Origin of the sequence: Mycobacterium sp. (assembly GCF_036488105.1) — a bacterium.
In the GTDB taxonomy this organism is placed as follows: domain Bacteria; phylum Actinomycetota; class Actinomycetes; order Mycobacteriales; family Mycobacteriaceae; genus Mycobacterium.
The window spans coordinates 1-14,255 of sequence record NZ_DASXHW010000529.1 but is presented as its reverse complement, the minus strand read 5'-3'; the positions used below and the strand labels follow the sequence as shown (position 1 = coordinate 14,255).

The window sequence follows — 14,255 nt, the reverse complement described above, 5'->3', positions numbered from 1 at the left end:
AGCGGCATGCGGGTTCGTGGCCTTGGAATCGTCGACGTAGCTGATCTGGTCGACGACGGCTACCAACTCGGCTCGATGCCGGCCCACCTGGAACGAGGCCAATGCCGTCGCGATCGCGTCGCCGGGCACTCCGACGCTGCGCGCCAGCGCGGCGGCTGCCAGCGCGTCGAGCACGCCGACCGGGCCCGGCACCGGGATCGACGAGACCGGTGCCAGCGCCGCGTCGTCGGCGAAAGCGCGGTCGACCAGCATGCCGTCCCGCACGCCGAGTTCCCCCGCCGCGGGCTCGCCCAGCCGGAAGCCGACCCGGACCGGCGCGGGGGCCGCCGCGAGCAGCTCCGCCGCGCGCGGGTCGTCCAGCCCGGCCACCGCCACCCGGCCGCCCAACACGCGGGCCTTGGCCGCGGCGTAGTCGTCCATGGTGTCGTGCCAGTCCAGATGGTCTTCGGCGATGTTGAGCACCACGCCGGCCTCGGGTCGCACCGACGGCGCCCAGTGCAGTTGAAAGCTGGACAGCTCGACTGCCAGCACGTCGGCGGGCTCATGCAGCACGTCCAGCACGGGGCTGCCGATGTTGCCGCACAGCAGGCTGTCAACGCCCGCGGCGACGAGCATGGCGTGCAGCATCGACGTAGTGGTGGTCTTGCCGTTGGTGCCGGTGACGGTCAGCCAGCGCCGCGGCGGACCGTAGTGGCCGCCCTGGTCGAGCCGCCAGGCCAGCTCCACGTCACCCCAGACCGGCACCCCGGCGCGCGCGGCGGCGGCGGGCACCGGCGCGGTCGGCGGGAAACCTGGGCTGGTGACAACCAGGGCGTAGTCGACGATGTGCTGTGCGGCGGTGGCCGAATCCTCGGTCGCCGTGCCGGTTTGTGCGAACTGCCGGCGGGTGGCCGGGTCGTCGTCGCACAGGGTGGCCGTCGCGCCCAGCCTGCTCAGCGCCGCCAGCACCGCGCGGCCGGTCACGCCTCCTCCCGCGACCAGCACCGGCGCTCCGGCCGACAGCGATTCCAGCGCGGGGTCGGGATTCATGCGCGCCTTAGCCGCCGCCGGTGGCGGCGAGCCATTCGCTGTAGAACAGCGCCACGCCCAGGCCGCAGCTGATCGCGGTGAGTAGCCAGAACCGGATGATCACCGTGGTTTCGGCCCAGCCGACCAGCTCGAAATGGTGGTGGAACGGCGCCATCCGGAACACCCGGCGACCGGTCGTGCGGAAGGCCAGGATCTGCAGCACCACCGAGACGATCTCCGCGACGAACAGCGAGCCGAGCACCACCGCGAGAATCTCGGTGCGGCTGGTCACCGAGATGCCGGCGATGATCCCGCCCAGGGCCAGCGATCCGGTGTCGCCCATGAAGATCTTGGCCGGCGCTGCGTTCCACCACAGGAATCCGATGCAGGAACCCGCGGTCGCGGCGGCGATGATCGCCAGGTCCAGCGGGTCGCGCACGTTGTAACACCCCAAGCCGGGGGCGGTCGCACACGCGTTGCGGTACTGCCAGAACGTGATCAGCACGTAGGCCGCGGTCACCATCGCCATCGAACCGGCGGCCAGGCCGTCCAGACCGTCGGTGAAGTTGACCGCGTTCGACCAGGCGCTGACGACGATCACGCAGAACAGCACGAACAGCGCGGGAGCCAGTGTGACGGTGGCGATTTCGCGCACATAGGACAGATCTGAGGTGCCCGGCGTCAGACCGGCGTCGTTGCGGAACTGCAGGACCAGGATGCCCACCAGGATCGCGGCGGCGATCTGGCCGAGGGTCTTGGCGGTCTTGTTCAGGCCCAGGTTGCGCGCTCGCCGAATCTTGATCAGGTCGTCGACGAATCCGACGGCGCCCAGCGTGGTGGCCAGGAAAAGCACCAGTAGGCCCGACGCCGACGGCCCGTTGCCGTTGAACGCCAGCCCGGCCAGGTGGGTGCCGAGGTAGCCCGCCCAGATGCCGGCCAAAATGGCGACGCCACCCATCGACGGCGTGCCGCGCTTGGTCTTGTGACTCGGCGGGCCGTCCTCGCGGATCTCGTGACCGAAACCCTGCCGGCTGAACAGCCGGATCAGCATCGGGGTCAGCAGAATCGAGACCGTCAGCGATATCGCGACGGCAAGCAGGATGTCGATCATCGCGTATCGGCCCGCCCATCGGCGGCCAGCGCGTCGGCCAGTGCGCCCAGACCAGCGGCGTTAGACGCCTTGACCAGCACCACGTCCCCCGGCTGCAGTTCAGCCCGCAGCAGGGTCAGGGCGGCGTCGGCGTCGGCGAGGACGGCGGCTTCCCCGCCCCACGAGCCCTCCATGACCGCGCCGTGGTGCATGGCGCTCATAGACCTCCCTGTTCCGACGACAATAAGTCGAGACACATCTAATCGCACCGCCAGCCGGCCGATGCGGTCATGTTCGGATATCGCGTCGTCGCCGAGCTCGGCCATCTCGCCCAGCACCGCCCAGCTGCGGCGACGGTCTCCCCCGCTGCCGGCTGAAATCCAGGCCAGCGCCTGCAGCCCGGCACGCATCGAGTCCGGGTTGGCGTTGTAGGCGTCGTCGATCACTGTCACCCCGTCGGTGCGGGTGCTGACCCGCATCCGGTGACCCGACACCGGGCCGGCACCGGCCAGCGCCTCGGCGACCTGCTGGAGGGTTGCGCCGCATTCCAGCGCGACGGCTGCCGCGCACAACGCATTGCTGACCTGGTGGTCGCCGTGTACGGCCAGGCTGACGTTCACGGCGGCGCCGCCCGAGTGCAGGGTGAACTGCGGCCTGGCCAGCTCGTCGAGCGTCACCGGCCCGGCCCACACGTCGGCCTGGCTGTTCCGGCTGACCCGCACCACTCGGGCCGCGGTCACCTCGGACATCGCCTCCACCGCCGGGTCGTCGACGTTCAGCACGGCCACTCCGGATCGTGGAATAGCTTGCGGCAGTTCGGATTTAGTCTTTGCGATGGCTTCGCGTGAGCCGAATTCGCCGAGGTGTGCGGTGCCGACGTTGAGCACCACGCCGATCGACGGCGGCGCGACCGCGGCCAGTGCGGCGATGTTGCCGGGGTGGCGTGCCGACAGCTCCAGGATGAGGTAGTCGGTAGCGGCGGTGGCACGCAGCACGGTCCACGGGTGGCCGAGCTCGTTGTTGAACGAGCCGGGCGGCGCCACCACCTCACCGAGCGGGGCGAGCACCGCGGCCAGCAGATCTTTCGTCGACGTCTTGCCCGACGACCCGGTGATTCCGACGATCGTCAATCCCCCTGCCACCAGCTCGGCGGCCACCGCGGCGGCGAGCTGGGCCAGCGCGGCCAGCACCGCCGCGCCCGAGCCGTCGGTGTCGTGCTCGAGAACGCCGGCCAGTCCCCCGCCGGCTCGTTGTGCGGCGCGCGGGTCGGGGGTGACCACGATCGCGGGGACGCCGACCGGTCTGGCAGCCAGCACCGCGACCGCCCCGGCGGCCACCGCCGAGGCGGCGTGGTCGTGTCCGTCCACCCGGACGCCCGGCAGGGCCAGGAACAACCCGCCTGAAGTGATTCTGCGGGAATCGAATTCGACGGTCGCGGTGACGTGCAGGGCCGCCGCGTCCGCTGCGGAAATGTCGGTCAGCTCGCCGCCGACGATGGCGGCGATCTGCGCCACGGTGAGGTCGATCATCTGCGACGCCCCTCGAGCGCGGCGGCCAGCTCGACGCGGTCATCGAACGGCTGGGTGTGCCCGGCGCGAGTCTGACCGGTTTCGTGGCCCTTGCCGGCGATCAGCACCACGTCTCCGGCATCCGCCCAGGCCACCGCGTGGTCGATCGCCTCGCGCCGGTCGCCGATCTCGACGACGCGCGCGGCGGTGCCGGATTCGGTTGCGCCGGAAAGGATCTCGCGGCGGATCGCCGCTGGATCCTCGCTGCGGGGATTGTCGTCGGTCACCACTACGAGGTCTGCCAGCTCGGCGGCGACGCGGCCCATCGGCGCACGTTTACCCGGATCGCGATCGCCGCCTGCGCCGAACACCACCGCCAGCCGACCGGCGGGGCGGCGCAGGGTCCGCAAAACCTCCTGCAGCGCGCCCGGCTTGTGCGCATAGTCGACCAAGGCCAGGAAGTTCTGGCCGCGGTCGATCCGCTCGAGTCGTCCGGGAACCTGGGTGTGCCGAAGTCCAGTGGACGCCTGCTCGGGGGAAACCCCGACAGTGTCGAGAATCGCCAGTGCGACAAGGCAATTGGCGATGTTGTAGTCGCCGGGCAGCGCAATTCTCAACCGGTGGTGCACACCGGCAGGATCGACGGCGGTGAACTCTTGCTCGCCGGGCCCAGCCGTGACCCCTTCGGCGCGCCAGTCCGCAGGCCGACCCTTCGTACTGACAGTCGTCACCTTGTCGGCGCGGCGGGCCATCGCGCGGCCGGCGTCGTCGTCGACGCACACCACCGCGCGGCGGGCGCGCGACGGCGATGCGGGGTCGAACAACCGCGCCTTGGCCTCGAAGTAGTCCTCCATTGTCGGGTGGAAGTCGAGGTGATCGCGGGACAGGTTGGTGAAAGCGCCCACCGCGAAGTGAACACCGTCGACGCGACCCAGCGTCAGCGCGTGACTGGACACCTCCATCACCACGGTGTCGACGCCGCGCTCGGCCATCACCGCCAGTAGGGCCTGCAGCGCGGGCGCCTCGGGCGTGGTCAGCGCGCTCGGGATGTCGACGCCGTTGATGCGCAGCCCGACGGTGCCGATCAGCCCCGCCGTCCGCCCGGCTGACCTCAGACCGGCTTCGATCAGGTAGGTGGTCGTCGTCTTGCCCGATGTCCCGGTGACGCCGATGACGGCCAGCCGCTCGGACGGATTCCCGTACACGGTGGCGGCGAGTTCGCCAAGAACGCTGCGGGGTTCGGGATGGACGAGGACGGGCACCGCGCCGGCGTCGCGGTTCAGCTGTGCCAACCCGGACGCGTCGGTGAGCACCGCGACGGCCCCGCGTTCGACCGCGTCGGGAAAGAAGCGGGCGCCGTGTGTCGCCCCGCCGGGGAGCGCGGCGAACAGGTCGCCGGGCTGGACATCCTGAGCCCGCAGGGTCACACCGGTGATCGGCAAATCCGACGTGGAGCTGCCCTCGGCCGGAACCGCGCCCACCTGAGCGACCAGCGTCGACAACGGCACGCCGGCGCAGGAGGCCGGGCGCAGTGCGGCGGGCATCACCATCACTCCCATCGTGCCTAATCGGACTACGCGATCGGCCATGACACTACCCAGCTGGCGGTTCGTAGACCCCCGATGGAACCGGGACGCGTCGCGTAGCCCGGCCGCTAAGGGGGTAGCCGCATGCCATGGATTCGACAGGGCTGATCGTCGTGGGTAGCGGTCCGGCAGGCTTGGGCGCAGCCGAAGCTTTCCGCAAACACAACTCGCGCGACCCGGTTCACATCGTCACCGAGGATCCGGCCCGTCCCTACGCCCGGCCGCCGCTGAGCAAAGAGTTTCTGCGTGGAGAGGCGGACAGCGCCGAAGCTGAGCTGCACCCCGAGCAGTGGTTCCGGGACAGGAACATCGAGCTGGTCCGAACGAAACGCGTTGGCGGCATAAACCGAACCCAGCGGTATGTGAGCGCGGCCGCGCAGCGCTACTCGTACCACGCTCTTGTATTGGCGTGCGGCGCCAAGCCTTCGCCGTTTCCCGTGCCGGGCGGCGGAAGAGCTTTGCAGCTCAGGTCACTGGCAGACGCGACAACCCTGCGTGACGCCGCGGCGCAGGCCGATTCCGCCGTGGTGATCGGAGCCGGTTTCATTGGGTGCGAAGCCGCAGCCTCGCTGGCAATGCGCGGGGTGGCGACCACGCTGGTCGCCCCCGACGGAGCCCCCCAAGCCAAGCGATTGGGCGAAGACGCAGGTTCGAAAATCCTGGAGTTGCTGACTGAAGCGGGTGTGCGTTTCGCCGGCTCAAGTTCCGTCAGCGCCCTGAGTGACGGCACCGTTCACCTAGAAGGTGGCGACGTGATCAACGGCGACGTGATCCTGGCAGCCACCGGGGTCACACCGCAGTCGGGCCTGGCCGCCGACGCCGGTATCACGACCAGCGATGGACGAATCGTCGTGGACGCACAGCTGCGGACTTCGGCCGAAAATATCTTTGCCGCAGGCGATGTCGCATTGGCGCGCAACGCTACGGCCGGCCGCCCGCTGGCGGTGGAACACTGGCAGGATGCCGTCGATCAGGGACAGATTGCCGGTGCCGCCGCGGCGGGCCAATCGGGTCAGTGGGACTCGGTGCCTGGCTTCTGGACGACCATCGGCGATGCAACGCTGAAATACCACGCGTGGGGCGACGGATTCGACCGAGCTCGATTTATCGGGCACGCTGATGGCTTCACGGTGTGGTACGAGAAGGGCGGCGCGACGGTCGGCGTCCTCACCCATAACGCCGACGACGACTACGATCGCGGCGAAGAACTCATCCAGAAACATAGACCAATCCCCCTCTGAAGCAGCGCAATTCGCCTCACGCAATGGGGACGCCGCTACGCGCGGCCACCGACGAGCCGTCGGCAGTGTCGAATACCTCGATCGCCACATCATCGTCGCGATAGCTTCCGATCGCATGAAACCCCGCCGTGCCGGCGACAACTTCGTTGACCTCGTCACCCGTCATCAAATAGTCGTCTACTCGATGACGCCAGTGCGCGGCAACGACCGTGGCACCGAACGCCAGCCGCGGACATTCCCGCTCGAGAACATTGCGCAACGCCCGCGGCGTCAGGTAGTACCCGACCTCGGATAGCATCAGGAGATCGAAAGGTCCTGCCGGCCATGGCTCGTCGACAGAATGCTGGAGCAGGGTCACCTGGTCACGGCGGCCGAGATCACCCAGCCTGCGTTGCGCGCCGTCCAGGGCGGCCGCAGTCACGTCGGTTGCCGTCACGCGGGTGCAGCGTTCGCTCAACAGCGCGGTCAGAACGCCAACTGAGCAACCCGGCTCGAACGCGTGCCGGTAGTGCTGCCGCGGCAGTAGAGCCAGGGTGATGGCGTACTTGCGCTGCTCGTACCACCGAGCGCCCAGGTCCCACGGGTCGGCCGACTGTGCGTACATCGAATCGAAATATTCATTGGGCAACCTGCTCACACGAACACCACCTCCCCGACCGTCAACAGCCGCTGCAGCACAGCCGGCGGCAGCACCGGGTAGCCGTTTGGTGGCGACTGGGTCTGCGTTGGAAAGCATTGCGCAGCGAGGTTTTTAGTCTCCAAAGCTTGAGCAGTCAGCCTCACTCGGCGGGCTCGCTCCCACGGGACTGCCGGATCGCGGGGCCGGGCCCAATGCCACATCCACACCGGGTACTCCACCAGCGCGGCACCGGTTGCCGCCGTGGCGGCTGCGGCGGCGCGGCCGACGGCTTCGTGGTCGGGATGGCCGTCACCGCGCCACGTCGTCGCACACCACCCGCCGGCCGGCAGGTCGGCGAGTAGCGACGCGATCCGGTCCGTCAATTCGGATTCGCATTGCGCCAATTCGCCGTCCGGCATTTCGAGTCGAACCGGATCGCGAGCACCCAGCAGCCGCATCGATCGGCGAACTTCGGCCCACCGCAACGCTTTCAGCTGCGCACGACCCGCCCGATCCAGCCCGGGATAGGCCGCCTCTCCGTCCGACACCGACACGACTTGCACGTCGACACCGGCGGCGCACAGCGTGGCGATGGTCGCCCCCAGTCCCAGCGTTTCATCGTCGGGGTGCGGCGCGACCGCCGTCAGGCCAGGGCAGTCGTCGAGGCTCAGGCAAGGGAAGTCATGGCCCCAGCCGGTCCACTCTTCGACAGCGGTACCACCGTCGGCGATCGGGCTTTCGGCGAGGCGCGCAGCGGTCTTCGATCGCGGCTCAGCCATCGGCATGGTGTTCCGCCGCGAGTAATCCGAGGGCGGCAAGGTCACGCTCGGCGTGGCTCTGTCGGACATACACGGTGAGGTCCGCGACAGCGCGAGCGTGCCGTTCGTCGGAACACAGCGGTCCCGGACCGAGGGCGCGATCGGTTCGGGCAAGCACCTCGTCGACGGCGTTCTCCACGATCGCACGGGTACGCCTGGCGATCAGCTCCGCTGAGCCGGAAAGGTTGTGGGGGTCTTCGTCGACGTAGTCGGCGGCCACGGCGAGCGCCGACGCCGCCGCGGCGAGTGCCGCGTCGACAGCGCCCAGATGCGCGAGATGATGATCGTCGGCACCGCCGTCGGCGGCTCGCCGGTACAGCGGTGCGGCTACCGCGCGGGCCCCGCCCAGCCAGCAGGCCGCGACGCCAATGGCGCCGAACCAAAAGCCGGGCCGGTTCAGGTAATCGTCGGGCTGCCCGACCGGAATTGCCGGCGCATCGGTGAATTGGACGGCCCGGGTGTCGCTTTCGGCCATGCCCGCGTTGCGCCAGGCCGATTCCAACGGCTGCACCGCATCACCCCGCAGATCCACCGTGAAGAGCCCACCCCGTCCGTCGTCCAAGCGAGCGGTCACCAGCGCATGCGTACAGAGGCCGGCACCGGAGCACCACGCCTTGGTGCCGTCGAGAACAATCGCGCCACCCGCGCTGCGGGCCCGCACAACCGCGTCGGGCGCTTCGGCGGCCCACACTCCCCATAACCCGTCTTGGTCCGACGCCGGACCTTCGAGCTCGGTCAGGATGGCAAGGGCGTCGGCGTGCGCCTCGGCCAACCGCCCCGCGACCACGTCTATAGCCGTCAACTCGGCGAGTCGGCGCCAACGCTGCACCGTGTCGCCCGAGCCCGGTAACGGCAGCCGCAATTGACCGGTCCGATGCCAATCCTGCACCAAGGCCGCGGTCATGACGCCTCGTCAGTCCGGTGCCTGAAACCGGTGACTTCGTGAGCGACCTCGTCGAGGTACTCGGCGAAGCCACCCGGTGCTCGCGCATTCCGGCGGTCGGACGTGGTCACCCAAAGAGACTCGTCCCAATACACGCGATACCCCTGCGCTTGAAATCGCTCGACCAGGTCGACATCTTCGCCGCTGGCCCTCGAGGCGAAGCCGCCGACGCGCCAATACGCCTCGGAGCCGAACCCCATGTTCGCGCCGTGAATGTGTTGCTGCCTGGAGGCTTCAGCGCGATAGCGCGCCTCGTACTCCGATGCGACTTCCTCGGAGTGATGCTGCCATTCCCCTACCCGCACCAGGCCCAGGACCATGTCCGCATTCGCGGCAATTTGGCGCGTCAACCAGTCGGTGCCTACTTCGGTGTCGGCGTCGGTGGTCGCGTACCAGCGTGGCCGGCGTACATCGTCGAGCACCGATCTGGCATAACGGAAGCCGGCCGCGCGCGCAGCACCGACATTTCGTTCATCGACCGCGATGAAGCGCACGTCCGAGCCGAATCGCCCGGCCAAGCTGGCACTGTCGTCGTCGCACGCATCGAGCACCACGACCACGGACGTCGCTACGGCAGCGGCGGACGCCGCCGTCCTGACCGCGTCAACGCACCGAGCTAACGCCGCGAATTCGTTATGAGCAGGAACGACGACAACCGCGTCAGGCTTTGCTGTCACCCATGGGAAGTAACCGTTAGTGGCCGATTTGACACCCTGGGCCACGTCACGACTCAGGCCGGACCGGCTGACCCTTCGGGGGCAGGGTGCACCGCGCGCAACTTCTCGACGTTCTCATTCTCGAGCGCCGTGAAATCGATGCCGTCATTGTTCAGAGCCAACGCATGATCACCGACGCTGGTCAGCAATCTGCGTGAGGTTTCCAACCAGGCAGCGGTCCTGATCTGCAGGGCCGCCGCTGAGCTGCCAACCCAGCCCGATTGGGCCGCGGCTATCCGGCTGTCCGACGACAAATGAGCAGTCGCCAGATCGTCGCCCTGCCCGGCCACGTGCGCCGCCGAACTCGCCAATGCTTCAATGTCGACCCGAAAATTCCCGCCTGCCGCCATCGCCGTCACCTCCCGCTGTGCTTCGTCATTCTCCCTATCACCGGGTGGTGGCCGGCCGCAATTCACGTCTGGCTACATGGCTTGCAGCGTCAGCGGCGGACCGGGATCAGGTGACAGCGGGACGTTTCCCCGTTGCAGCAGCCAGCCGGCGATGTTGTGGAACAGCGGGGCCGCGGAGTGGCCGGGTGTCCCGTCGGCATTGTGGGACGGGTTGTCCATCATGACGCCGACGACGTAGCGCGGATCGTCAGTGGTGGCCATGCCTGCGAAGGTGATCCAGTAGACGTTGTCGTAGTAGCAGCCGCAGGCCGGGTTGATCTGCTGTGCCGTCCCGGTTTTGCCCGACACCTGGTAGCCGTCGACGGCGGCTGCGGGCCCGGTTCCCTGCTGGTTTCCGGTCGGGTCACGCTGGACGACGCCGCGCAGCATGTTGCGAACCGTCCGCGCGGTCTCCGGCGACACCACCCGAATACCTTCCGGGCGTGGCTCTTCGGTGCGTGCGCCGTCGGCCGTGACAGTAGACTTGATGATCCGCGGTGGCATCCGCACACCGTCGTTGGCGATCGCCTGATACATACCGGTCATCTGCAGCAGGGTCATCGAAAGACCTTGACCGATCGGCAAGTTGGAGAAGGTGCTGCCTGACCACTGATCGATCGGGGGCACCAGACCCTCGCTTTCACCGGGCAGGCCAACCCCGGTGCGCTGACCGAGGCCGAACTTGCGCACCATGTCGTAGTAGCGCTGCGGTCCGACCCGCTGCGCGAGCATCAGCGTGCCCACGTTGGACGATTTCGAGAAGACGCCGGTCGTTGTGTAAGGCGCGACGCCGTGGACCCAGGCGTCGTGCACCGTCACCCCGCCCATGTTGATCGAGCCCGGAACCTGCAGCACCTCATCGGGATTGGTCAGGCCGTACTCGATCACCGAGGCGGCGGTGACGACCTTGTTCACCGAACCGGGCTCGAACGGCGAGGACACCGGCAGATCACCCAGCTGCTTGTTGCCCTGGCGCCCGATGTCCTGGGACGGGTCGAAGGTGTTGTCGTTGGACATGGCCCGCACTTCGCCGGTCTTGGCATCGAGCACGACCGCCGAGACGTTGCGCGCCCCGGACAGATTCTTGGCCTGTTGCACTTGCTGCTGGACGTAGAACTGGATGTCGTCGTCGATGGTCAGCTGGACCGTCGCGCCGTTGACCGCCCGATGCTGGTTGCGGTAGCTGCCCGGAATCACCACACCGTCGGAACCGCGGTCATAGGTCACCGACCCGTCGGTGCCGGCCAACTCCGCGTCCATGGAATCCTCCAGGCCGAGCAAACCGTGCCCGTCCCAGTCGATTCCGCCGACGACGTTGGCGGCCAGCGACCCGCCCGGATATTGGCGCAGGTCTTGACGCTCGGCACCGACCTCGGGAAATTTCCGGGTGATCGTGGTGGCGATCGCTGGGTCGACGGCACGGGCGAGATAGACAAATGTCTCGTCGCTGCGCAGCTTCTTGAGCACGGTTGCCTTGTCGGGCTTGTTGTTCAGCCGGGCCGATACTTCCTTGGCGATCTCCTTCAACCGCTCTTGCGGGTCAGGAGCTTTCGCGTTCTTCTGCTTGGCTTCGGCGAGTTGCTTGTGGATGCGGCGCGGCTGGAAGGTCAGGGCGCGGGCTTCGATCGTGAAGGCGAGTTGGTTGTTGTTGCGGTCGACGATGTTGCCGCGTACCGCCTTTTCGGTGTCGGTGACCTTGAGCTGGCCCGCGGCCTCGGCGCGCAACCCGGAGGCGTGCGGCACCTGCAGGTAGAACAGCTGGGCGGCGGCCACCAACAACGCCAAGAAGATGACCCCGTTACCAACGCGGTGCCGGAAGACGAATGATGCGCCGCGGTTCCCGAGCTCGACGGCCTGGCGGGTTCGGCGTTCACGCGCCGAGCGCGCGACCGAACTCGTCTTTGCCTGACTTAGCTTGCGGGACTGCGTTTTTCGTAACAATCGGCCGCCGGGCCGGTCCGCGCGACTCACCGTGGAACGCCGGGCGTCGTAACCGTCAGGGGACCGAACTGCTCACCGAGGAGAGGTCCGGTGGGCACGGCGTGATGCGGCACGCCCGGGACGTCGGCAGGAGCCGGTGCGGCCAGCGGCACGGGCGCGACCACCGGGGGCGCAACCGGGCCGGGCGGTACCGCGGGCGCGGCGACGAGCGGTGGCATGACCGGCGCGGCGGGCGCCAACCCGGGCGCCGGGGGCAATCCCGGTTGTATCGGCAATCCCGGTGCCATCGGCATTCCCGGCGTGGCCGCCGGCCCCGCACCCGGGAGTGGGAGCGGGCCGTCAGGCACCGGAATGTGCTGCGGCCCCAGTGTGGTGGCGCCGTCGGGGGTACGAACCATCGCATCGGGACCGGGCGCCAATGGGACGAGCGGAGCGCCGTTGCCGGGCAGCACCAGCGAGGGCACCTCAACCGAATTCACCGGCGGAGCCTTGGGTGGCGTCGGCTGTTCGTCGGGCAGCTTCGCGTTCAGCGGTGGCGGCGGAACACCCTGTGCGGGCTTGGGAGTGCCCACCACGACCCAGTTGCCCGCGGGATCCTGCACGAGATGCGCGGTGTCCCGGGTCGGGATCATGCCCAAGCCGCGGGCCGCCTCGGCCAGCGCCGGAGCGGACTGCGCCTCTTGGACGTCGCGTTCGAGCGCTTCCTTTTGCTGCTGCAGCAACTCGGTCCGCTGACGGGCGCTGCCCAGCTGATAGGAGCGCTCAGCGGCGGCGGTGGACAGCCACAACGTGAGACCGAGCCCGGCGCCGAGCGAGCCGATGACCAGCACGACGAACGGGACTTTGGCCGCCAGATTCTGCGGGCGCAGGTCGATCGACGCGAGCCGGTTGAGCAGGCGTTCCCGCAATGGGGGCCGAACAACCTTGGGCTTCTTGGCTTTCCGTGCCTTCGCCCGGGCCTTGGCCTGCGTGGCGCTCTTCGGTCGGGCCGGTCGTTCGACGGGCCGTGCCATCGGCGAGGTCTGCGGCGCGGACCGCGACTTGCGTGACTCACGGGCCGGCGCGGTAGCTTTCCCGGTCCGCGGACGGGTACGGCGCGCGGCGGTCGGCTCGGCTGCTGGACGCCCCGGTTTCCGGGACGCGTTGCCCTGCCCGCGACGCCGACCGCCGGCGGGGGGCGGTTGCGCATCGCGCTTCGCCTTCATGAGCCTCCCTTCGATCGCACACGTTGTAGCGCACGCAGTCGCACGGCGGCACTGCGCGGATTCTGCTGGATCTCGGCGTCGTCGGCACGTTCGGCGCCGCGCGTCAGCAACGTGAATTTCGGTGCGTGCCCAGGCAATTCGACCGGTAGATCGGTCGGCGTGCTGGACGTGCTGACGTCGGCGAACAGCCGCTTGACGATCCGGTCCTCCAGCGACTGGTAGGCCATCACCACGATGCGCCCGTCGACTGTCAGCGCATCCAGCGCCGGCGGCAGGGCGTCGCGCAACGCGTCCAGCTCGCTGTTGACCGCGATGCGCAAGGCCTGAAACGTCCGCTTGGCCGGATGCCCACCGGTCCGCCGCGCCGGCGCCGGAACCGCTTGGTAGATAACCTCTACCAACTCGCCGGTCGAGGCGAACGGTGAGCGCGCGCGGCGCCGCACAATGTGCGATGCAATGCGGCGGGCCAGCTTTTCTTCACCGTAACGACGCAGGATGTCGGCCAGCGCGGACTCGTCGTAGGTGTTGAGAATCTCGGCCGCGGTCAACGCTGACGTGGGATCCATCCGCATGTCCAGCGGCGCGTCCTGCGCGTAGGAGAAACCTCGCTCGGTCCGGTCGAGCTGCATCGAGGAGACACCGAGGTCGAAGAGGATGCCGTCGACGGATTCGGTTGTGCCATAGCCCGATTCGGCCAGTGCGGCGTCGATCCCGTCATACCGGGTCTGTACCAGGGTGAGCCGGTCGGCAAAACGTGACAACCGCCCGCCGACGATGTCCAACGCCGTCGGGTCGCGGTCGATGCCGATCAGCCGCAGTCCGGGCAGTTCGGCGAGAAACCGCTCAGCGTGCCCGCCGGCACCGACCGTCGCGTCGATGAGCACCGCGCCCGATCCGTCGGGATGGTGGCGCGTCAATGCGGGGCGCAGCAGTGCGAAGCAGCGGTCGAGCAGGACGGGCACATGGCCGAATCCGCCAGTGGCGTCAGCCATGACAACACCTTCCCGACGAGTGGCTTGGGAGGCGACTCGGCGGCCCGTTGCATCGAGGTCCCTGTCCGATGGCACGAACCTGGCGTTGGGGAAGTACGTCAGGGTCGGTTCGGACAGAGGCCACGATGCACGGGCACGCGCCTTAGATAATGTCGCCGAGTGCTTCATCGCTGGCCGCGGAGAAGTTCTCTTCGTGGGT

At 68.5% G+C, this 14,255-nt stretch carries 13 protein-coding genes; 1 reads left to right on the top strand and 12 read right to left on the bottom strand.

Going from position 1 to position 14,255, the window contains the following annotated elements:
• The 4 genes from murD to VGH54_RS27935 all read right to left on the bottom strand — a co-directional run.
• The coding region (gene murD, locus VGH54_RS27950; protein ID WP_331515385.1) for a UDP-N-acetylmuramoyl-L-alanine--D-glutamate ligase at positions 1 to 1,029 on the bottom strand (1,029 nt) is incomplete at its 3' end.
• Positions 1,030 to 1,036: 7 nt separating this feature from the next.
• Positions 1,037 to 2,119 carry a phospho-N-acetylmuramoyl-pentapeptide-transferase gene (mraY, locus tag VGH54_RS27945; RefSeq protein ID WP_331515384.1) on the bottom strand — a complete coding sequence of 361 codons (1,083 nt, stop codon included), beginning with the start codon at positions 2,117 to 2,119 and terminating at the stop codon, positions 1,037 to 1,039.
• A complete protein-coding gene (locus VGH54_RS27940) occupies positions 2,116 to 3,627 on the bottom strand; it encodes a UDP-N-acetylmuramoyl-tripeptide--D-alanyl-D-alanine ligase (protein WP_331515383.1) in 1,512 nt (503 codons plus the stop codon). The genes mraY and VGH54_RS27940 overlap by 4 nt, the downstream gene beginning before the upstream one ends.
• The gene (locus VGH54_RS27935; protein ID WP_331515390.1) at positions 3,624 to 5,156 is read right to left on the bottom strand and encodes a UDP-N-acetylmuramoyl-L-alanyl-D-glutamate--2,6-diaminopimelate ligase; all 1,533 of its coding nucleotides are present in this window, start codon (positions 5,154 to 5,156) and stop codon (positions 3,624 to 3,626) included. Before VGH54_RS27935 ends, VGH54_RS27940 begins: the two co-directional genes overlap by 4 nt.
• A 125-nt stretch (positions 5,157 to 5,281) precedes the next feature.
• Between VGH54_RS27935 and VGH54_RS27930 the strand changes: the two genes are divergently transcribed.
• On the top strand, positions 5,282 to 6,433 hold the full coding sequence (locus VGH54_RS27930; protein ID WP_331515382.1) for an NAD(P)/FAD-dependent oxidoreductase: 1,152 nt from the start codon (positions 5,282 to 5,284) through the stop codon (positions 6,431 to 6,433).
• Between the two features lie 16 nt (positions 6,434 to 6,449).
• Here VGH54_RS27930 and VGH54_RS27925 read toward each other — a convergent pair whose 3' ends face one another.
• From VGH54_RS27925 to rsmH, 8 genes are all read right to left on the bottom strand, one after another.
• Positions 6,450 to 7,037, bottom strand: a complete 588-nt coding sequence (locus VGH54_RS27925; protein ID WP_331515388.1) for an SAM-dependent methyltransferase — start codon at positions 7,035 to 7,037, stop codon at positions 6,450 to 6,452.
• A 29-nt stretch (positions 7,038 to 7,066) separates the two neighbouring features.
• Entirely contained in the window at positions 7,067 to 7,831 is a 765-nt protein-coding gene (locus tag VGH54_RS27920; RefSeq protein ID WP_331515381.1) for a PIG-L family deacetylase, read from the bottom strand.
• Positions 7,824 to 8,774 carry an acyl-CoA dehydrogenase family protein gene (locus tag VGH54_RS27915; RefSeq protein ID WP_331515380.1) on the bottom strand — a complete coding sequence of 317 codons (951 nt, stop codon included), beginning with the start codon at positions 8,772 to 8,774 and terminating at the stop codon, positions 7,824 to 7,826. The genes VGH54_RS27920 and VGH54_RS27915 overlap by 8 nt, the downstream gene beginning before the upstream one ends.
• Positions 8,771 to 9,490 (bottom strand): glycosyltransferase family 2 protein, encoded by a 720-nt coding sequence (locus VGH54_RS27910; RefSeq protein WP_331515379.1) that lies wholly within the window; start codon positions 9,488 to 9,490, stop codon positions 8,771 to 8,773. Before VGH54_RS27910 ends, VGH54_RS27915 begins: the two co-directional genes overlap by 4 nt.
• 53 nt (positions 9,491 to 9,543) lie before the next feature.
• Positions 9,544 to 9,879, bottom strand: a complete 336-nt coding sequence (locus VGH54_RS27905; protein WP_331515378.1) for a WXG100 family type VII secretion target — start codon at positions 9,877 to 9,879, stop codon at positions 9,544 to 9,546.
• A gap of 72 nt (positions 9,880 to 9,951) precedes the next feature.
• Positions 9,952 to 11,859 (bottom strand): penicillin-binding protein 2, encoded by a 1,908-nt coding sequence (locus tag VGH54_RS27900; protein WP_331515386.1) that lies wholly within the window; start codon positions 11,857 to 11,859, stop codon positions 9,952 to 9,954.
• A gap of 26 nt (positions 11,860 to 11,885) precedes the next feature.
• Positions 11,886 to 13,064, bottom strand: a complete 1,179-nt coding sequence (locus tag VGH54_RS27895) for a hypothetical protein (protein WP_331515377.1) — start codon at positions 13,062 to 13,064, stop codon at positions 11,886 to 11,888.
• Positions 13,061 to 14,224, bottom strand: a complete 1,164-nt coding sequence (gene rsmH / locus VGH54_RS27890) for a 16S rRNA (cytosine(1402)-N(4))-methyltransferase RsmH (protein ID WP_414688829.1) — start codon at positions 14,222 to 14,224, stop codon at positions 13,061 to 13,063. Before rsmH ends, VGH54_RS27895 begins: the two co-directional genes overlap by 4 nt.
• Positions 14,225 to 14,255 lie beyond the last annotated feature (31 nt).

Bases quoted from the DNA above. Each gene is read 5' to 3' on its own strand.
- mraY (WP_331515384.1), bottom strand. From the start codon at position 2,119: ATGATCGACATCCTGCTTGCCGTCGCGATATCGCTGACGGTCTCGATT.
- VGH54_RS27940 (WP_331515383.1), bottom strand. From the start codon at position 3,627: ATGATCGACCTCACCGTGGCGCAGATCGCCGCCATCGTCGGCGGCGAG.
- VGH54_RS27935 (WP_331515390.1), bottom strand. From the start codon at position 5,156: ATGGTGATGCCCGCCGCACTGCGCCCGGCCTCCTGCGCCGGCGTGCCG.
- VGH54_RS27930 (WP_331515382.1), top strand. From the start codon at position 5,282: ATGGATTCGACAGGGCTGATCGTCGTGGGTAGCGGTCCGGCAGGCTTG.
- VGH54_RS27925 (WP_331515388.1), bottom strand. From the start codon at position 7,037: ATGTACGCACAGTCGGCCGACCCGTGGGACCTGGGCGCTCGGTGGTAC.
- VGH54_RS27920 (WP_331515381.1), bottom strand. From the start codon at position 7,831: ATGGCTGAGCCGCGATCGAAGACCGCTGCGCGCCTCGCCGAAAGCCCG.
- VGH54_RS27915 (WP_331515380.1), bottom strand. From the start codon at position 8,774: ATGACCGCGGCCTTGGTGCAGGATTGGCATCGGACCGGTCAATTGCGG.
- VGH54_RS27905 (WP_331515378.1), bottom strand. From the start codon at position 9,879: ATGGCGGCAGGCGGGAATTTTCGGGTCGACATTGAAGCATTGGCGAGT.
- VGH54_RS27895 (WP_331515377.1), bottom strand. From the start codon at position 13,064: ATGAAGGCGAAGCGCGATGCGCAACCGCCCCCCGCCGGCGGTCGGCGT.
- rsmH (WP_414688829.1), bottom strand. From the start codon at position 14,224: ATGAAGCACTCGGCGACATTATCTAAGGCGCGTGCCCGTGCATCGTGG.